General features: G+C 69.4%; 14 protein-coding genes. 10 read left to right on the top strand and 4 right to left on the bottom strand.

Annotation, left to right across the window (positions count from 1 at the left end):
• Window positions 1–9 precede the first annotated feature (9 nt).
• The 4 genes from ACAM51_RS07045 (at window position 10) to ACAM51_RS07030 (ending at window position 5,561) form a co-directional block, all read left to right on the top strand.
• Window positions 10–1,521, top strand: a complete 1,512-nt coding sequence (locus ACAM51_RS07045) for a tripartite tricarboxylate transporter permease (RefSeq protein ID WP_218339994.1) — start codon at window positions 10–12, stop codon at window positions 1,519–1,521.
• Window positions 1,522–1,683: 162 nt separating this feature from the next.
• A complete protein-coding gene (locus ACAM51_RS07040; protein WP_369643783.1) occupies window positions 1,684–2,940 on the top strand; it encodes a DUF3422 family protein in 1,257 nt (418 codons plus the stop codon).
• A gap of 51 nt (window positions 2,941–2,991) precedes the next feature.
• The gene (locus tag ACAM51_RS07035; protein ID WP_369643109.1) at window positions 2,992–4,614 is read left to right on the top strand and encodes a gamma-glutamyltransferase family protein; all 1,623 of its coding nucleotides are present in this window, start codon (window positions 2,992–2,994) and stop codon (window positions 4,612–4,614) included.
• A complete protein-coding gene (locus tag ACAM51_RS07030; RefSeq protein ID WP_369643108.1) occupies window positions 4,614–5,561 on the top strand; it encodes a DMT family transporter in 948 nt (315 codons plus the stop codon). The genes ACAM51_RS07035 and ACAM51_RS07030 overlap by 1 nt, the downstream gene beginning before the upstream one ends.
• Before the next feature lie 152 nt (window positions 5,562–5,713).
• Here the strand turns inward: ACAM51_RS07030 and ACAM51_RS07025 are convergent, their stop codons facing one another.
• Together ACAM51_RS07025 and ACAM51_RS07020 are read right to left on the bottom strand one after the other, a co-directional pair.
• The gene (locus ACAM51_RS07025) at window positions 5,714–6,757 is read right to left on the bottom strand and encodes a M48 family metalloprotease (protein ID WP_369643107.1); all 1,044 of its coding nucleotides are present in this window, start codon (window positions 6,755–6,757) and stop codon (window positions 5,714–5,716) included.
• Between the two features lie 11 nt (window positions 6,758–6,768).
• On the bottom strand, window positions 6,769–7,380 hold the full coding sequence (locus tag ACAM51_RS07020) for an SH3 domain-containing protein (RefSeq protein ID WP_369643106.1): 612 nt from the start codon (window positions 7,378–7,380) through the stop codon (window positions 6,769–6,771).
• A 68-nt stretch (window positions 7,381–7,448) separates the two neighbouring features.
• Here ACAM51_RS07020 and ACAM51_RS07015 point away from each other — a divergent pair, with 68 nt between their 5' ends.
• From ACAM51_RS07015 to ACAM51_RS07000, 4 genes are all read left to right on the top strand, one after another.
• The gene (locus ACAM51_RS07015) at window positions 7,449–8,279 is read left to right on the top strand and encodes an SDR family oxidoreductase (RefSeq protein WP_369643105.1); all 831 of its coding nucleotides are present in this window, start codon (window positions 7,449–7,451) and stop codon (window positions 8,277–8,279) included.
• A gap of 493 nt (window positions 8,280–8,772) precedes the next feature.
• Complete coding sequence (locus tag ACAM51_RS07010) at window positions 8,773–9,792, top strand: TRAP transporter substrate-binding protein (protein WP_369643782.1); 1,020 nt, start codon at window positions 8,773–8,775, stop codon at window positions 9,790–9,792.
• Window positions 9,789–12,500 (top strand): EAL domain-containing protein, encoded by a 2,712-nt coding sequence (locus ACAM51_RS07005; RefSeq protein ID WP_369643104.1) that lies wholly within the window; start codon window positions 9,789–9,791, stop codon window positions 12,498–12,500. The genes ACAM51_RS07010 and ACAM51_RS07005 overlap by 4 nt, the downstream gene beginning before the upstream one ends.
• Window positions 12,501–12,570: 70 nt before the next feature.
• Window positions 12,571–13,164 carry a hypothetical protein gene (locus ACAM51_RS07000; RefSeq protein WP_369643103.1) on the top strand — a complete coding sequence of 198 codons (594 nt, stop codon included), beginning with the start codon at window positions 12,571–12,573 and terminating at the stop codon, window positions 13,162–13,164.
• A gap of 16 nt (window positions 13,165–13,180) precedes the next feature.
• Here ACAM51_RS07000 and ACAM51_RS06995 read toward each other — a convergent pair whose 3' ends face one another.
• Window positions 13,181–14,080: a DMT family transporter gene (locus tag ACAM51_RS06995; RefSeq protein WP_218295753.1), complete on the bottom strand. Its 900-nt coding sequence runs from the start codon at window positions 14,078–14,080 to the stop codon at window positions 13,181–13,183.
• A 214-nt stretch (window positions 14,081–14,294) separates the two neighbouring features.
• On the opposite strand from ACAM51_RS06995, the gene ACAM51_RS06990 reads away from it, so the two are divergent.
• Both ACAM51_RS06990 and ACAM51_RS06985 read left to right on the top strand, forming a co-directional pair.
• Window positions 14,295–15,278 carry a quinone oxidoreductase gene (locus ACAM51_RS06990; protein ID WP_369643102.1) on the top strand — a complete coding sequence of 328 codons (984 nt, stop codon included), beginning with the start codon at window positions 14,295–14,297 and terminating at the stop codon, window positions 15,276–15,278.
• On the top strand, window positions 15,275–16,108 hold the full coding sequence (locus tag ACAM51_RS06985) for an NUDIX domain-containing protein (RefSeq protein ID WP_369643101.1): 834 nt from the start codon (window positions 15,275–15,277) through the stop codon (window positions 16,106–16,108). Before ACAM51_RS06990 ends, ACAM51_RS06985 begins: the two co-directional genes overlap by 4 nt.
• A gap of 69 nt (window positions 16,109–16,177) precedes the next feature.
• On the opposite strand, the gene ACAM51_RS06980 is transcribed toward ACAM51_RS06985, so the two are convergent.
• Window positions 16,178–17,833, bottom strand: coding sequence for a Na/Pi cotransporter family protein (locus ACAM51_RS06980; protein WP_218295750.1), 1,656 nt, complete (start codon window positions 17,831–17,833; stop codon window positions 16,178–16,180).
• Window positions 17,834–18,096 lie beyond the last annotated feature (263 nt).

The raw sequence follows: 18,096 nt of genomic DNA, 5'->3' as shown, positions 1-18,096 counted from the left end.
GCACCGACCATGGATTTGATTAACAACCTCTCGCTCGGTTTTGGCGTGGCCTTCACGTTCCAGAACCTGATCTACTGTTTCATCGGCTGCCTGCTGGGCACGCTGATCGGCGTGCTGCCCGGCATCGGCCCCGTGGCCACCATTGCCATGCTGCTGCCCGCCACCTATGCACTGCCTCCCGTGGCTGCGCTGATCATGCTGGCCGGCATCTACTACGGCGCCCAGTACGGCGGCTCCACCACCGCCATCCTGGTGAACCTGCCGGGTGAATCGTCCTCGGTGGTGACCGTGATCGATGGCTACCAGATGGCGCGCAAGGGCCGAGCGGGGCCGGCGCTTGCGGCGGCCGGGCTGGGCTCGTTCTTCGCCGGCTGCGTGGGCACGCTGATCCTGGCGGCCTTCGCGCCCCCGCTGACCGAAGTGGCCTTCAAGTTCGGCCCCGCCGAATACTTCTCGCTGATGGTGCTGGGCCTGATCGGTGCCGTGGTGCTGGCCTCGGGTTCGCTGCTCAAGGCCGTGGCCATGATCGTGCTGGGCCTGCTGATGGGCCTGGTGGGTACCGACGTGAACTCGGGCGTGGCCCGCTTCAGCTTCGACATCCCTGAACTGACCGACGGCATCGGCTTCGTGACCATCGCCATGGGCGTGTTCGGCTACGGCGAAATCATTGCCAACCTCTCGCGCCCCGATGACGAGCGCGAAGTGTTCACTGCCAAGGTCGAGGGCCTGTTCCCCACCAAGGAAGACTTCAAGCGCATGATTCCTGCCGTGCTGCGCGGCACGGCACTGGGCGCGGCGCTGGGCATCCTGCCCGGTGGCGGTGCGCTGCTGGCGGCGTTTGCGGCCTACACGGTCGAGAAGAAGACCAAGCTCAAGCCCGGTGAAGTCCCCTTCGGCCAAGGCAACATCCGTGGCGTGGCGGCTCCCGAGTCGGCCAACAACGCCGGTTCGCAGACCTCCTTCATCCCGCTGCTGACGCTCGGTATCCCTCCCAACGCCGTGATGGCGCTGATGGTGGGCGCGATGACCATCCACAACATCCAGCCTGGTCCCCAGGTGATGACCAGCAACCCCGAACTGTTCTGGGGCCTGATCGCTTCGATGTGGATCGGCAACGCCATGCTGGTGATCCTGAACCTGCCCCTGATCGGCATCTGGATCAAGCTGCTGACCGTGCCGTACCGCTGGCTGTACCCCTCCATCGTGCTGTTCTGCGCGGTGGGCGTGTACTCCACCAACAACAACACCTTCGACATCTGGATGGTGGGTGCATTCGGCCTGATCGGCTACATCTTCCACAAGCTGGGCACGGAACCCGCACCCTTGCTGCTCGGGTTCATCCTGGGCCCGATGATGGAAGAGAACCTGCGCCGTGCGCTGCTGCTGTCGCGTGGCGACTGGAGCGTGTTCGTCACGCGTCCGCTGTCGGCCGGCCTGCTCGCTGCCGCTGCGCTGCTGCTCGTCATCGTGCTGCTGCCTTCGGTGAAGAACAAGCGCGAGGAAGCGTTCGTGGAAGACTGATCGCACCTCTTTTTCCATCCGACTCCAGAACAGCGGCACCTTCGGGTGCCGTTGTTTTTTGGAGAGCCCGGGGGCCTGCGCACCCTCGGCGCCAGTGGACAATCGCGGGCAGAGGTCCGCATGTCCACTCCATTCCATCTGCCGCAGCATCCCCACCGGGCGATGCTGCACAACGAAATCCACGCCCGCCCGCCCGAGGCCATGACGGCCCCCCTGGCCATCGCGCACATCGTGATGCTGGCCGATGCGGCCGGGCGCGAAGCGAGCCGGGCCCATGTCGCCGCCCTCCTGCGCGACCACCACATGGCCCTGCCCGATGCGCACACCACACACCTGCGCATGGACCTGGGCGCCTACCGCATGCGGTGGGAACTGCACACCGAGTTCGTCTCCTGGACTTTCATGGTGCCCGCGACGGCGGATGCCTTCGGCGAGCGGGAGCCCGCCAGCGCGGTGGATGCCGTGCCCCGCGAGTGGCTGGCGGCCCTGCCCGGGCAATGCCTGTGCAGCCTGAATCTCTGGGTGCTGCCCACGCACACCTTTGGCTCGGGCTCGCTGGTCAAGCACGTGCTGCACGAGGACACGCTGGTGGCCTCCACCGTGGCCGACGGGCATGGCGAGGTCTACACCGACTTCGCCATCCATGCCGACGGTTTCTCGCGCATGGTGCTGCTCGCGGGGGGCATGACGCAGCGCCGCCTGGGGCGGCTGGTGCAGCGCCTGCTCGAAATCGAGACCTACCGCATGGCGGCCCTGCTGGGCCTGCCCGCGGCGCGCGAGGCGGCCAGCGTGCTGGCGTTCGCCGAGCGTGAGCTGGCCGAGCTGGCCGACGCCATCCGCACCGCCAACCGCGATGCCGAGCCCGTGCTGCTGGACCGCCTGACCCGGCTGGCCGGGCAGGTGGAAAGCCAGTACGCCGCCACGCACTCGCGTTTCTCGGCCAGCAGCGCCTACTTCGAGCTGCTGGACCGCCGCATCGAGGACATCGCCGAATCGCGCCTGGCGGGCATGCAGACCATCCGCGAGTTCATGGACCGGCGCCTCACGCCCGCGCGCAGCACCTGCGAGTGGGCGACCCGCCGGCAGGATGCGCTGTCGCAGCGCGTCTCGCGCATGAGCAACCTGCTGCGCACCCGGGTGGAGATCGAGCAGCAGCAAAGCAGCCAGGCGCTGCTGACCACCATGAACCACCGCCAGGACCTGCAGCTCCAGATGCAGTCCACGGTGGAAGGCCTCTCGGTGGCGGCGATCACGTACTACATCGTTGGCCTGGTGAGCTACCTGGCCAAGGGAGCGCAGAAGCTGGGCTGGCCGCTTTCCCCCGAGACGACGGCCGCCATTGCGATTCCGGTGGTGGCCGTGGGCGTCTGGTGGTCTCTGCGAAGGCTGCACCACAAGGTGTTCCGCAAGCGCCATTGAAGCCGCGCAGGGGGCGGGGCGCAGCCGCCGGCAGCGGCAGATAATGGCCCGATGCCGTTCAGCTACACCTCTTCCTATGCCAGCACCCGCCTGCCGGTGTTTGCGCGCAATGTCGTTTCCACGTCCCACCCGCTGGCTGCCCAGGCGGGCTTGCGCATGCTGCAGCAGGGCGGCAATGCCGTCGATGCGGCCGTGGCGGCGGCCGCTGCCATGACGATCTGCGAGCCCGTGAGCAATGGCCTGGGCAGCGATGCGTTCTGCATCCTCTGGGACGGGCAGGCCTTGCAGGGGCTCAACGCCTCGGGCCGCGCGCCCGCCGCCTGGACGCCCGGGTACTTTCACAGCCGCTACGGCAGGGAGCAGGCGACGCCGCCCCGGCGCGGCATGGATGCCGTCACCGTGCCGGGCGCCGTCAGCGCCTGGGTGGCCCTGTCCGAGCGCTTTGGCAAGCTGCCTTTTGCCGACCTGATGGAGCCCGCCGCCGAGATCGCCGAGCGCGGCTACCTGGTGCCGGTGGTGGTGCAGCAGAAATGGGCCGCCGCCGTGCCCGAGCTGCAGTCGCAGCCAGGGTTTGCGCGGAGCTTCATGCCCTGGGGGCGCGCGCCGCGGGTGGGTGAGCTGTTCCAGTTCGCGGCGGCTGCGCGTGCCTTGCGCGCCATCGGCGCCACGCGGGGGCAGGCGTTCTACACGGGCGAAATCGCCCAGGCGCTGGTGGCCTTCTCGCAGGCCCAGGGCGGCAGCCTGGCGCTGGCGGATCTGGCGGCGCACCGGCCCGAATGGGTCACCCCCATGGCCCGCAACTACCGGGGCCACACGCTGCACGAGATCCCGCCCAACGGGCAAGGCATCGCCGCCCTCATCGCGCTGGGCATCCTCGACCAGTTCGATCTGGCGGGCCTGCCCGTGGATGGCACTGCGTCCCAGCACCTGCAGATCGAGGCGATGAAACTCGCGTTCGCCGATGTGTACCGCTACGTGGCCGAGCCATCGTCCATGGAGGTGACACCCGCCCAAATGCTCGATGACGCGTACCTGGCATCCCGTGCCAAACTGATCGACATGAAGCAGGCGCAGGATTTCGGGGCGGGCAATCCGGCCAAGGGCGGCACGATCTACCTGACCGCGGCCGACGAGAACGGCATGATGGTGAGCTTCATCCAGAGCAACTACATGGGCTTTGGCTCGGGTTGCGTGGAGCCCACGTTCGGCATCAGTCTGCAGAACCGGGGCCAGGCGTTCAGCACCGACCCCGATGGCCCCAATTCCGCCAATCTGGTGGCGCCGGGCAAGCGGCCGTTTCATACCATCATCCCCGCCTTCCTCACGCAGAACGGCCAGCCCGTGATGAGCTACGGCGTGATGGGGGCCAACATGCAGCCCCAGGGCCACCTGCAGACCCTGGTGCGCATGCTGGACTATGGCCAGAACCCGCAGGCGGCCTGCGATGCGCCGCGCTGGCGCTTCAACGAAGGGCTGTCGATCAACGTCGAGGCCGCCATGCCCGCCGCCACGGTGCAGGGGCTGCTCGGCCTGGGGCACCAGATGGAGGTGCTGCAGGACTCCTACCAGGACTTCGGTGCCGGCCAGTTCATCTGGCGCATGGGCGACCCCAAGGTGCAGGGCTACCTGGCCGCCAGCGATCCGCGCCGCGATGGCCAGGTGGCCGGCTATTGATGAGATTTGAGAAAAAAGTGCCTCCAGCCCAATCAGTACAAGCGCTAGCAGCTAGAAAAAATGTAGCAACCGGCCTGTTGCTCGCCCTGCTGGGCTCCATCGCCTTCAGCGGCAAGGCCATCATCGTCAAGCTCGCGTACCGCTACGGAGTGGACGCGGTCACGCTCATCATGTACCGCATGTTGTTTGCGCTGCCCATCTTCGCCGTGATGGCCTGGTGGGCCAGCCGGGGCAAGCCGCCCCTGTCGCGCAAGGACTGGCTGGGCGTGCTGGGCCTGGGGCTCACGGGCTACTACCTGGCGAGCTTTCTGGACTTCGCGGGGCTGGCCTACATCAGCGCCAGCCTGGAGCGCCTCATCCTGTACCTGAACCCCACGCTGGTGGTGATGCTCGGCTGGGTGCTGTACCGGCGCGGCATCCGCTGGGGCCAGGCCGTGGGCATGCTGATCAGCTACTGCGGCGTGGTGCTGGTGTTCGGCCACGAGGCCAACCTGCAGGGCGCCGATGCGGCCTGGGGCACCCTGCTGGTGTTCCTGAGCGCGGTGAGCTATGCCATCTACCTGGTCTACAGCGGCGAGCTGGTGCGGCGCCTGGGGTCCTTGCGGCTGGTGGGGCTGGCCACCACGGTGGCGTGCCTGTGCTGCCTGCTGCAGTTCGTGGTGCTGCGGCCCTTCAGCGCGGCCGTGGTGGCGCCCGAGGTGATCTGGCTGTCGGTGCTCAACGCCACGCTGTGCACGGCCGCGCCCGTGCTCATGGTGATGATGGCGATCGAGCGCGTGGGCGCCGGCATGACCGCGCAGACCGGCATGGTGGGGCCGCTGTCCACCATCCTCATGGGTGTCTGGATCCTGGGCGAACCCTTCACGGTGTGGGTGGCCGCGGGCACGGCGCTGGTCATCGCCGGCATTTTCGTGTTCACGCAGCTCGCGCGCCGCCAGCAGGCCTGATGAAGGTCCTTGCCGTGGTGCTCCGAATGCCACGCGATACGGCCCGGGGGGAGGGGCGCTGTCGGGCATGAAAAAGGGCAGCGCGCGCTGCCCTTTTTTCTTGTTGTCCCGCCGCGTGGGCACGCCTTTTGGGCGCCCCGGGCACCGCTCCGCTACGAGGTCTTTTTCCGCGCGGGCGGCGCGGGCTTGCGGGCGGGCGCCGCCGCCGGATTCACCGCGCCTGGCGCCGCGGCGGCGGGGCCGGAGGCCGGCGAAGGCTGGGGGTTGAGGCGCTGCGCCACCGTGACGGGCGCCACGCCCATGAAGCCATCCAGGTTCTTGCCCATGGCCAGCTCCAGCTGCTCCAGCCGTGCCTGGGCGGGCGGATGGGTGGCCAGGGCCAGCGTGAACATGGGGTTGTCGGGCGCGGCCGTGCGCAGCTGCTGCAGCACCGCCACCAGCCCATACGGATCGAAGCCCGCGCGCGTGGCCAGGGCCACGCCGGTGCGGTCCGCGTCGTACTCGTCGGCCTGGTCCAGGCCGCGCGCATACAGGTTGCGGCCCAGGGCGAGGAACTGCGAGGCCACCAGGTTCCCCACGGCGTTGGTCTTGATCTGCGACGCCACCAGCTGCGTGAACATGCCGGACTGCGCGGTCTTGCGCATGGCGTGCAGGTGGTGCCTGGCGGTGACGTGCGTGATTTCGTGGGCGAGGATGCCCGCCAGTTCGGCCTCGTCCGCGCAGCGGTCGATCAGGCCCTTGGTCACGAACACGTAGCCCCCCGGCGCGGCGAATGCGTTGTACCCGGGATCGTCCAGCACGACGAAGGTCCAGGGAAGATGGGGGCGCTCGGACTGCAGGCTGATCCAGCGCCCGAGGTTGTTCACATAGCGCTGCAGGGCCATGTCCGGGTGCAGCGGTTTGCTGCCCAGCAGCACGGCGGCGAGCTGGCGGCCGATTTCAATCTCTTTCGGCTCGTCGATGCTCTCCACCGAGCGCGTGAGCAGGCTGATGAGGTCGTCGCCCCGGGCGGCATTGCCGCCGCCGGTGACGGCGCCCAGCAGGCCGCCACCGCTGCTGCTGGTGCCTCCACCGAGCGAGTTGAGCAGGTTCATCACGTTCTGGGCATGGCCGCAGACCGGCACCAGGGTGAGCGCCAGGGCGGCGCACGCAGCGGCCAGCGGCCGCGTGCAGGCAGGGGAAAAGGGCAGTCGCATGGCGGCTTTCCTCAGTTGGGGCTGAAGTTGGGGTCGGAAGGATTGGCCGAGGAGCCCGTGGCTCCCGGGCTGCCGCTGGACGACGGACGCTGGGGCGCCGCCAGTGGCGGCACGGCGCGTGGCTGCAGGGAGGCGGTGGTCGCGAACTGGCGTGCCTGGTCCGCATTCACCCGCAGGCCCTCCGCCTGGCCGACGGCGGCCGGGTTGGGCTGCGCGTTGGCGATGTCTTCGGCGCCCAGGCCGCGGATGCCCACGGTGGATGTGGCCGTGGTCGTGGGGCCGCTGTTGCCGCCGAACAGACCGCCCAGGCCCCGCAGGCCGCTCGTGGCCGCGTTGCTGGAAGGTGCGGCCGAGCCCGACTGCGGACCCAGGTCGAACATGTGCACCCAGCCCGTCGCGCCCTGCGGCGTGCTCACCCGGGTCCAGGGGCCCTTGCGCTCGTTGCTGCGGGTGACCACGGTGTTGGCCTCCAGGGGCGCCACGCTCGCGCCAGTGTCGGCGGGGGTGTCGCGCAGTTGCGTGGCGCGCTTGACCACGGCGGACTCCTGCGCTTGCGTGCCCAGGGGCGCCAATGCGGCCAATGCCAGCCAGGCGGCAAGGGCTCCGCGGTGCAGCCAGTTCATCTTGCAACTCTCCACGTATGATGGTTTTCAAAGGCCGCAGGGTGCAGCCGTCAGAACCGGAGATTGTTATGGATTTGGGTATCGCAGGCAAATGGGCGCTGGTGTGCGGCGCGAGCAAGGGCCTGGGCTACGGCTGTGCGCTGGCCCTGGTGCGCGAGGGCGTCAATGTGGTCATCAACGCCCGCAATGCGGACGCCCTCGATCAGGCTGCTACTCAATTGATAGCTGAAGCCGCACAAAATTCTAACGCTGGCGGGCAGAATCAGCCAAAGCCACGGGTGCTGGCCGTGGCCGCCGACATCACCACCGCCGCCGGACGGGAGGCCGTGTTCTCCGTGGCCGGCGGGCCAGGGCGTGACTTCGACATCGTGGTGACCAATGCCGGCGGCCCCCCCACGGGCGACTTCCGCGAGTGGGACCGGGACGCATGGATCAAGGCCGTGGACGCCAACATGCTCACGCCCATCGAACTGATCAAGGCCACGGTGGACGGCATGGCCGCACGGGGCTTTGGCCGCGTCGTCAACATCACTTCCAGCGCCGTGAAGGCGCCCATCGACATCCTGGGCCTGTCCAACGGCGCGCGCAGCGGGCTCACCGGCTTCGTGGCCGGCGTCTCGCGCAGCAAGATCGCCGCGCGCGGCGTGACCATCAACAACCTGCTGCCCGGCAAGTTCGACACCGACCGGCTCGCCGCCACCGTGAACGCGGCCGCCAGCAAGGCCGGCAAGAGCGTGGACGACGTGCGCAGCGCCCAGCAGGCGCAGATTCCGGCCGGGCGCTACGGCACGGCCCAGGAGTTCGGAGCCATCTGCGCGTTCTTGTGCAGCCAGCAGGCGGGCTACATGACGGGGCAGAACGTGCTGGCGGACGGCGGCGCCTACCCGGGCACTTTCTGACCTTCTGATCCGGGCGGCGGCGCAGGCGCCTGCCTGAGCCTGCGCGTCGAAAACGCTGCTGGCGCGCCCGGGCTGCGTGCTGGAGGGGGCGGCGCGGGGTGCTTTCCGGCCACCCGCGGGCGGTGGGTTCTTGTGCGCGCGGCAGGTTCTGCGGTGGTACCTCGTGGCATTTTGCCGACAGCTTTTCCTCCGGGTGGAAAAACTTGGTGAAGAATGGGGCCCCCAGTCCTCCAACCCGAAAGCACCGGAACATGACACTGCGCATTCCCCTCCCGGGCAGCGTTGCGAATCCATGCGGTATCCGCCGATACCGCTGTGGGTTTCGCCGCGCCCAGGGCGCGAAGGCGCTCCGTTCATGGCCTCGCTCCGCGTGCGGGCTGCAGTACCAGAGCCCCCCATGCAGCCCATGCCCGCTCTGAGGTTTCGCCTTCGCCGCCGCGCCGCGGTGCTGCTGTGCGCGGCATGCGCGGCGCTGGGCGGCCTGCCCCAGGCCATGGGCCAGACGGCCGCGCCCCCGGCGACGGCCGCCGCAGCGCCCTACAAGTTGCGCATCGTGGGCGGCCTGGCGGGCATCAACCAGTACACCCGCCAGGAGGAGCCGTTCTGGTCGAAGGAGCTGCTGCGCATGAGCGGCGGACGGTTCGACGCCGAGATCGTGCCCTTTGACCGGGCCGGCGTGCCCGGCGCCGAGATGCTGCGCCTGCTGCAGCTGGGCGTGGTGCCTTTCGGCACGACGCTCATGAGCTCATTCACGGCCCAGTACCCCGAGTACACCGCGCCCGACCTGGCCGGCCTCAATCCCGACATCGCCACGCTCAAGTCCACGCTGGCGGCATTCCGGCCCTACCTGGAGAAGGTCCTGCGCGACCAGCATGGCGTGGAGGCCCTGGCGGTGTACGTGTACCCCGCCCAGGTGGTGTTCTGCAAGAAGCCGCTGCGCGCGCTGGCCGACCTGGCGGGGCGCCGCACCCGGGTGTCCTCCTCCACGCAGGCCGATTTCGTCGGGGCGCTGGGCGGCGTGCCGGTGCTCACCGGTTTCGCGCAGATCGTGCCCAGCCTCACCGCGGGCAACACGGAATGCGCGATCACCGGCACCATGTCGGGCAACACCCTGGGCCTGCCCGCGATCACCTCGCACATGCATGCGCTGCCCGTGACCTGGGGGCTGGCCATCTTCGGCGCCAACCAGGCCGCCTGGGAGGCGCTGCCGCCCGACCTGCGTGCGCTGCTGCGGCGCGAGCTGCCCAGGCTGGAGGCCGCCATCTGGGAAGAGTCCGAGCGCGAGACCTCCGATGGCATGGCCTGCAACCGTGGGGCCCCTGCCTGCGTGGGGGGCCGCAAGGGCAGCATGGTGGTGGTGCCGGTGTCGTCGCAGGACGAGCGCAACCGGCACGAGATCCTCGCCTCCACCGTGCTGCCGCGCTGGGTGCAGCGCTGCGGGGTGCGTTGCGCCCAGGTGTGGAACCAGACGATCGGCCCCGTCCGCGGCCTGGCGGCGGCCCCCGCGAAATGAGTGAGTCCAACACCCCGCTGCGGATCAAGGCCTTCGTATGGGCCGGGGCGGCGGTGTTCATGGCGGCGGTGGTGCTGGTCTCCGCCGCGCTGGCATGGAACGCCCGCAAGGTGGCGCTGGACGACAACGAAGCCCAGGCCACGCGCTTCGTGGCGGGCGCCGAGGCGGCGCTCAACCGGTCCCTGCTGGCGGTGGATGTGCTGCTGGCCAGCATGGATGAACTGCTCGGGCTGTCCGGCGCCATGCGCGACTGGATCGATCCCGAGCTGGCCAGCCAGCGCCTGCGCAGCTCGGCGCGGCAGAACCTGATGGTGCGCTACGTGGCCCTGCTGGACGCCAACGGCAAGTCGATGGCGTCCTCCGACGCCGCCGGCAGCGCGCTGCCCGTGCAGTTGCCGCCCGGTTTCCTGGCGACGGTGCTGGAGCAGCCCGTCTCCACCCTCATGATCAGCCCGCCGGTGGTGAGCTTCGCCACGTCCGAGCGCGTGCTGTACTTCGCTCGCCACCTGCGCATGGCCGACAGCGCCCGCGTGGTCGCGGTGGCGGAGGTGCCCGTCGGCGCGCTCAGTTCGGTGCTGGTGCAGGGGGTGGACATCAGCGGCCTGCAGGTCACGCTGGAGCGCGCGGGAGGGCTGCTGCTGCTGAGCGTGCCCAACCGCGAGGAGTCCATCACGCCCACGCTCAGTCCGCCGCTCCACGAACTCGCGGAAAAGGGCCAGGAATGGAAAGCGCCGGCCCGCCTCAGCGGGGAGCCCGCGCTGGTGGTCTACCGGCCCATCCTGTACCAGGACCTGCGCATTTCCGCGAGCATCCCGCTGCGCGATGCGCTGGCGGGCTGGCGCGAGCAGCGCAACGCCATCGCGCTCACGGGGCTGCTGTTCGTGGCCATGATCGCAGCGGCCGGCAATCTGGCGCTGCGCTACCTGGACCGCATCTCCCAGGCGCGCATCGCGATCGCGCAGTCCAAGGCCACGCTGGACCAGGCGCTGGAGTCGATGGTGAGCGGCTTCCTGCTGCTCGACGGCGAGTACCGCGTGGTGCAGTGGAACAGCCGGTTCGAGGAGATATTTCCGTGGCTGCGCAGCGTGATCGCGCCGACGGTGCCGTTCCGGCGCGTGATGGAGGAAACCTCCCGCCACCACCTGCCGCGCGCCAGCGAGGACGAGCGCATGCGCTGGGTGGAGCTGCGCCTGCTCAAGCAAAAGCAGCACCAGGAGCCCCATGAACAGGTGCTGCCCAATGGCCGCACGATCCAGATCACCGAACGGCCCACGCCCGAAGGGGGGCTGGTCATCACGTACCACGATGTGACCGCCCTGCGCCGGGCCAGTGCCGAGATCGAAAGCCTGGCCTTCTACGACCCGCTCACCAACCTGCCCAACCGCCGGCTGCTCATGGACCGCATGCAGCAGGTCATCGCGGCCAGCCTGCGCAGCGGGCAGTACGGCGCGCTGCTCTTCCTGGACCTCGACCACTTCAAGACCCTGAACGACACCCTGGGCCACGAAGTGGGCGACCTGCTGCTGCGCCAGGTCGCCGAGCGGCTCAAGACCTGTGTGCGGCGGGAGGACACCGTGGCGCGCCTGGGCGGGGACGAGTTCGTCGTCATGCTGCACGAGCTGTCGCAGCACAGCGAGGAGGCGGCTGCCCATGCCCGGCGCGTGGGCGAAAAAATCCTGCGCACGCTCAACGCGCCGTACTCGCTGGGGGGGCACACCCACCACAGCACGCCCAGCATCGGCGCCACGCTGATGGGAGGAGCGCTGCAGCCCTCGGTCGATCTGCTCAAGCAGGCCGACATCGCCATGTACCAGGTCAAGTCGCAGGGGCGCAACGCGCTGTGCTTCTTCGATCCGCAGATGCAGATCGCCATCAGCGTGCGCGCCCAGCTGGAAGGGGACCTGCAGGCGGCGCTGACGGCACGGCAGTTCGTGCTGCACTACCAGCCCCAGTTCCACCTGGACGGCCGCATCGTGGGCGCCGAGGCGCTCATCCGCTGGATCCATCCCGACCGCGGGCTGATCGCCCCGGGTGATTTCATTGGCGTGGCGGAAGAAAGCGAACTCATCGTGCCGATGGGCCACTGGGTGCTGCGCACCGCCTGCGAGCAGCTGGCGGCGTGGCAGAACGATGCCCGCTACCGGCATGTGCAGCTGTCGGTCAACGTGAGCGCCCGCCAGTTCCGCCAGCGCGATTTCGTGGCCCGCGTCGTCGAGGTGCTGCGGGAAACCGGCGCGCGGCCCCACCTGCTCAAGCTGGAACTCACCGAGTCGCTGGTGCTGGACAACGTGGACGACACCGTCGCCAAGATGGGCCTGCTCAAGACCAAGGGCGTGCGCTTCTCCGTGGACGATTTCGGCACGGGCTACTCGTCGCTCGCCTACCTCACGCGCCTGCCTCTGGACCAGCTCAAGATCGACCAGTCCTTCGTGCACAACCTGGGCGTGCGGCACACCGACGACGTGATCGTGCAGACCATCATCGGCATGGCCCGCAACCTGGAGCTCGATGTGATCGCCGAAGGCGTGGAAACCCCGGCGCAGAAGACCTTGCTGGCGGACTATGGCTGCCAGCTCTTCCAGGGCTACCTGCTCGGGATGCCCGGGCCCGTGGCCGACCTGGAAGTCCTGCTGCAGAACGCCGCCGAGGCCACCCAGGCCGCCCAGGCCGCCACCACGCCCCCGGCCGCCGGCGGCGCGGCGGACTGAGCCGCCAGTCGCCGGCCGCATGGTGTTCCTTCCGTTCGCTCTTTCCATTGTGCTGATGGCGAGGTCCGATATGCACCCTTCTCCGCACACCTGCCCCGCCGCCAGCGCCACGGCGCGCGGGCGCCTGGCTGCATGGGCCACCCTGGCATGTGCCGCAGCCGCTGCCTGCACCCTGGCCGCCGCCGAGCCCGTCGCCGTCCAGACCCCCAGCGGGACGCTGCGGCTGCAGGCGCCGGCGGGCTACACCGCGCTCACCGACGAGGAGCTGCAGACCAAGTTCGGCCGGCACGGGCGCAGGCCGCTGGCCGCCTGGGGCAACGCCCGGCGCAGCAGCACTGTTGCCGTGACCTGGTCGCGCATGGCGCAAAAACCGCTCACGCCCGATGCCTTGCCCGCGTTCATGTCCGCCATGGAAACAACCTTGCCCAGGCTCACCCCGGGCCTGGTGATGCGCGACGCCTCGCTGGTCACCATTGGCGGGCGTGCCTGGGTGCGCATGGACAGCACCGCGCCGGCCGCCGATACCGACGTCCGCAACCTCATGTACCTCACGGACCTGAACGGCCACATGGTGGGCGTGAACTACAACGCCACCGTGGCGGACTTCCCGGCGCAAGAACCGGGTTTTGGGTCCTCTGCCGGCACCTTGCGGGTGCAGGAGTAGAGCCGCCGCAGCGGCGCTATCGGCGAGAGGACACCACGATCCCGCCCACGATCAGCGCGAACGCGATGCCATGAAAGAGCTGGGGCGTCTCCCCCAGGAACGCGGCCGACAGGATGCCGGCGAACAGGGGCGTCAGGTTCACGAAGAAGCCCGCCACGGCGGGCCCCGCGCGCTGCACGCCCACGCCCCAGAAGCGGTAGGCCAGCACCGCGGGCCCCACCGCGATGAATGCCAGCGCGGCCGCCAGCGGCCAGCCCCATGCGACGTGCGAGCGGCCCGAGGCCCATTCCGCCCCGGCGAAACTGCCCGACCATGCGAGCCCGAACACCATCTGCGCCATCAGGAACGCTGCCCAGTCGCCGCGGATGCGGGTGGGCTCGGTGGTGCGCGACAGCAGCCAGCTGTAGAACGCCCATGAAATCGTGGCAAGGAGCATGAACAGGTCGCCCGGCACGAGCCGGAAGGCCATCAGCTGCGCCCATTCGCCACGGCTGAGCACCAGCAGCACGCCGCAGATCGACAGCAGCGCCCCCAGCAGCTGCCGCCGCGTGACGCCTGCGCCGAAGAACAGCGCGCCCACGCCCAGCATCCACACCGGCATGCTGGAGCCCACCAGGGTCACGTTGATGGGCGTGGAGGTCTGCAGGGCCATGTACTGGAACGCGTTGTACAGCCCGATGCCCAGCAGCCCCAGCAGCGCATAGCGGCGCCAGTGCGGCCACAGCGGGCTGTCCTTGCGCAGCACACCGTGCGCGAGGGGCAGCAGGATGCCGAAGGCCAGCACCCAGCGGATGAAATTGAGGGTGAGGGGCGGGATCAGGTCGTGCACCAGCCGCCCCACCACGGCATTGCCGGCCCAGAGCATCGGCGGTACCACCAGCAACGCCGCCGTGCCGGGCGTGAGTTTTTGTGTCATGGGGCTGGACTGTAACGGCGCGCGTGCCGCCCCGCTGCGCGCGGCCACAAGGCCCCAGGGCGGCGCGGCCGTCCACACGCCCACCCGCCATCGCCCAGGGCCTTCTCCTCGCGGCGTGGCGGTGCCCGCCGGCAAGTAGCCCGGCCTGCGGCAGGCTCGCGGGATTCGTGGCAGGATGGCCGCCGTTTGTCTCACCGTTACAGGAGCGTTAGCCATGAGCCTTGCCGTCCAGATCCGCCAGCACGGTGGTCCCGAAGAACTCCACATCGTTGACGTCGCCGTGGGCGAGCCCGGCCCCGGCGAGATCCGCATCCGCCACCACGCCATCGGCCTGAATTTCATCGACGTGTACCACCGCACGGGCCTGTACCCGCTCGGCATGCCCGCGGGCATCGGCATGGAGGCCGCCGGTGTGGTCGAGGCCGTGGGCGAAGGTGTCACGCACCTGAAGGTGGGCGACCGCGCGGCCTACGCGAGCCAGCCGCCCGGCAGCTACTGCGAGCAGCGCGTGATGCCCGCCAGATGCGTGTGCCGGCTGCCCGATGCGATCAGCTTCGAAACCGGCGCGGCCATGATGCTCAAGGGCCTGACCGCGCAGTACCTGCTCAAGAAGACGCTGCCCGTGCAAGGCCTGCAGGCCGGCGACCACGTGCTGTTCCACGCCGCCGCCGGCGGGGTGGGGCTGATCGCCACGCAGTGGGTCAGGGCGCTCGGGCTCTCCCTCATCGCCACGGCGGGCTCGGACGCCAAGTGCCAGCTCGCGCTGGCCAATGGCGCGGCCCACGCGATCAACTACAACACCGAGGACTTCGCGGCCCGCGTGAAAGAGATCACCGCCGGCCAGGGCGTGAAGGTGGTGTACGACTCGGTGGGCAAGGACACGTGGGACAAGTCCCTCGACTGCCTGCGCCCCTTTGGCCTCATGGCCAGCTTTGGGAATGCATCGGGCCCCGTGCCGCCGTTCGCTCCGGGCGCGCTGGGCGCCAAGGGCTCGCTGTACGTCACGCGCCAGACACTGTTCACCCACATCGCCACGCGCGAGAGCACGCAGGCCATGGCGGACGACCTGTTCAGCGTGGTGGCCAGCGGGCAGGTCGTGATTCACATCGACCAGCGCTACCCGCTCGCGCAGGTGCAGCAGGCGCACCGCGACCTCGAGGCGCGCAAGACCACCGGCTCCACCATCCTCACGCTGTGAGCGCGGCGCACGGCAGCACGCCGTTCGGGCACTGGCTGGCGGGCGCCCGGCAGGCCGCGCGGCAGCCCGCCGCCCAGTCCCGCCAAGCCTTGCTGGCGGCCGGGCAGGTGGTGGGCTCGGTGGCCGAAGGGTTCTTGGAGCAGATTGGTGCCTCGCGCGCCATCGACAAGCGCTACGAGCTATCAAAAACAGAGCATCAGGGGGCACCCGCCTGGCACCTGCAATCGCCCCCGGGAGGGGCCACCGAGGCGCTCAACGCCCTGGCGGCGGTGCTGCGGGGCGCGGGCCGGTGCGGCCCCTGGCGCAATGAGCAACTGGCCGTGTGCAATCCGCAGGGCGACGTGGTGGCCACCGTGGAGCGCGGCGCCGTGCGCGTGCTGGGCATCGCCACGCGGGCCGTGCACCTGGTGGGGCTGGCCCCGGACGGCCGCATGTGGGTGCAAAAGCGGGCGTTGACCAAGCCCAACAACCCGGGCCTGTGGGATACGCTGATGGGCGGCATGGTGGCGGCCGCCGACACCCTGCCGCAGGCGCTGGCGCGCGAGACCTGGGAGGAGGCCGGGCTGCGCATCGAAGCCCTGGCGGGCGTGGCGCACGGCGGCCACGTGCTGTTCAGCCGGCCCAGCCGCGAGGGCGGGGGCGTGGGCTTCATGGTGGAGCGCATCGACTGGTTCCGCGCCCAGGTGCCCGACGGCCTGGAGCCCTGCAACCAGGACGGGGAAGTCGAGCGGTTCGATCTGCTTTCCCTCGACAGCCTGCGCGAACAGGTGGCGCAAGGGGCGTTCACCCTGGAAGCCGGACTGGTGATCGCGGGCTTTCTGGGCGCCTGACGCGGCGGCCCTTGCGGCCGCTGCCCCCTGCGCAAGGGCGGCGGGCCGCCGTGGGCGCAAGCCGCCGCCTCAGGCCTGGTCCACCATGGCCCTCAGGCGGCTGGGCGCCAGCGCGCCCGCCGACTCCAGGATCGGGTAGGCCACCGAGCACAGCAGCGAGTTGATGCGCTTGAGCTCGCTGATCAGGTCGATGTGCAGCGAGCTGGTCTCGATGCTTTGCACCGTGTTGTCGGACAGGCGCGCCAGGTGGGTGGCCGAATACGCGTGCTCCAGGTCGCGGAAGCGGGCCTTCTCCTCCAGCAGCTTCTGCGCATCGCGCACGCTGCCGTTGAGGAACACGCTCATCGCCAGGCGCAGGTTGTCGATCAGGCGCGCGTGCAGCTCGTTGATCTCTTCCATGCCGGCTTCCGAGAACTGGCGGCCCTTCTTGATCTTCTTGTCCTCGATGTCGATCAGCACGCGCTCGATGATGTCGCCGATCTGCTCCATGTTGATCGTGAAGCTGATGATGTCGGCCCAGCGGCGGCCCTCGCGCTCATCCAGCGCCTCGCGCGAGATCTTGGTCATGTAGTACTTGATGGCCGAGTACAGGCCGTCCACCTCGTCGTCGAGCTTGCGCAGGTCCTGTGCGAGCTTGAGGTCGTCCGTGCGGATCACCTTGTGCAGGCCCAGCAGCATGGACTCGACCACGTCGGCCTGGTGCAGGGCCTCGCGCGCGGCGCAGGAGATGGCCAGCGAGGGCGTGGCCAGGGCGGAAGGGTCCAGGTGCTGGGGGCGCGTGCCCGCCGCGGCCTGGGTCTTCTCCTGCGGCAGCAGGCGCTGCACCGCGCGGGCCACCGTGCCGGTCAGGCCGATGCAGATGATGCCCACCACCATGTTGAACGCCAGATGGAACAGCACCACCAGAGTCGCGATTTCCGGCACGTAGGGCCGCACGTGCTGCAGCCACAGCCCCGTGAGCGGCGTCATGATGACCACGCCGATGATCTTGAAGATCAGGTTGCCCAGCGGCACCTGCCGCGTCTGCACGTCGGCCTTGAGCGTGGTCAGCACCGCCAGCACGCCGCTGCCCAGGTTGGCGCCCAGCACCAGGCCCAGCGCCACGTCGGGCGGGATGCCGCCCGAGCCCGCCAGGGCCGCGGTGAGCAGCACCGTGGCCAGGCTGGAATAGGCCACGATGGCGAGCACCGAGCCCGTGAAAATCTCGAGCAGCAGGTCGCTGGTGAGCGCGGAGAGCAGCGTGCGCACGGTGGGCGACTGGGTCAGCACGGTGGTGGACTCGGTGATCAGGCGCAGCGCCAGCAGCATCAGGCCCAGGCCGATCAGCACCCGGCCCACGCGGCCGGCCGCCGTGTCCTTGCGCGAGATGAACAGCACCACCCCCGCGAAGATGAACAGCGGCGAGAGCCAGGACAGGTCCATGGAGAACACCACGGCCATCACGCTGGTGCCCACGTCGGCGCCCAGCATCACGGCCAGCGCGGCGGGCAGGCCCACCAGGCCCTGGCCCACGAAGGACGACACGATCAGCGCCGTGGCGGTGCTCGACTGCACCACGGCGGTCACCCCGATGCCCGACAGCACGGCCGTGAACCGGTTGCTGACGCTGTGCGCGATCAGCTGGCGCAGGTTGGCGCCGAATACGCGCAGGATGCCGGTGCGCACCAGGTGGGTGCCCCAGATCAGCAGCGACACCGCTGCCAGGAGATTCAAGAGATGCTTCATGGAAAACCGTTGTTTCTTCTTCTTGTGACGTGCGCAAACGCGGCGCCTGGCCCACGGCGGACGCAGGGCACATCATGCGCCCCTGGCCAGGGTGGCGTGTTCACTTTTGTGCCCGGAGGCCAGGGCAGACGGGTCTGCGGTGCCGGGCGGCGCGGCTTCCGGGGCGGGCGCGGGCAAGGCACCCCTCCGTCATTTGTCACAAAACTGACATATAAGCATACTCCCGATTCCATAGCATGGATAGCAGTCCGGGTTTTGCCGGG

It is taken from the genome of Acidovorax sp. A79 (assembly GCF_041154505.1).
GTDB lineage: Bacteria > Pseudomonadota > Gammaproteobacteria > Burkholderiales > Burkholderiaceae_C > Acidovorax.
Note: the sequence above shows the minus strand (reverse complement) of the source record. Positions and strands in the feature narration are given on the sequence as shown.

Excerpts from the sequence above, each read along its gene's own strand:
- ACAM51_RS07045 (WP_218339994.1), top strand. The coding sequence starts at position 10 with ATGGATTTGATTAACAACCTCTCGCTCGGTTTTGGCGTGGCCTTCACG.
- ACAM51_RS07040 (WP_369643783.1), top strand. The coding sequence starts at position 1,684 with ATGCTGCACAACGAAATCCACGCCCGCCCGCCCGAGGCCATGACGGCC.
- ACAM51_RS07035 (WP_369643109.1), top strand. The coding sequence starts at position 2,992 with ATGCCGTTCAGCTACACCTCTTCCTATGCCAGCACCCGCCTGCCGGTG.
- ACAM51_RS07030 (WP_369643108.1), top strand. The coding sequence starts at position 4,614 with ATGAGATTTGAGAAAAAAGTGCCTCCAGCCCAATCAGTACAAGCGCTA.
- ACAM51_RS07025 (WP_369643107.1), bottom strand. The coding sequence starts at position 6,757 with ATGCGACTGCCCTTTTCCCCTGCCTGCACGCGGCCGCTGGCCGCTGCG.
- ACAM51_RS07020 (WP_369643106.1), bottom strand. The coding sequence starts at position 7,380 with ATGAACTGGCTGCACCGCGGAGCCCTTGCCGCCTGGCTGGCATTGGCC.
- ACAM51_RS07015 (WP_369643105.1), top strand. The coding sequence starts at position 7,449 with ATGGATTTGGGTATCGCAGGCAAATGGGCGCTGGTGTGCGGCGCGAGC.
- ACAM51_RS07010 (WP_369643782.1), top strand. The coding sequence starts at position 8,773 with ATGGGCCAGACGGCCGCGCCCCCGGCGACGGCCGCCGCAGCGCCCTAC.
- ACAM51_RS07005 (WP_369643104.1), top strand. The coding sequence starts at position 9,789 with ATGAGTGAGTCCAACACCCCGCTGCGGATCAAGGCCTTCGTATGGGCC.
- ACAM51_RS07000 (WP_369643103.1), top strand. The coding sequence starts at position 12,571 with ATGCACCCTTCTCCGCACACCTGCCCCGCCGCCAGCGCCACGGCGCGC.
- ACAM51_RS06995 (WP_218295753.1), bottom strand. The coding sequence starts at position 14,080 with ATGACACAAAAACTCACGCCCGGCACGGCGGCGTTGCTGGTGGTACCG.
- ACAM51_RS06990 (WP_369643102.1), top strand. The coding sequence starts at position 14,295 with ATGAGCCTTGCCGTCCAGATCCGCCAGCACGGTGGTCCCGAAGAACTC.
- ACAM51_RS06980 (WP_218295750.1), bottom strand. The coding sequence starts at position 17,833 with ATGAAGCATCTCTTGAATCTCCTGGCAGCGGTGTCGCTGCTGATCTGG.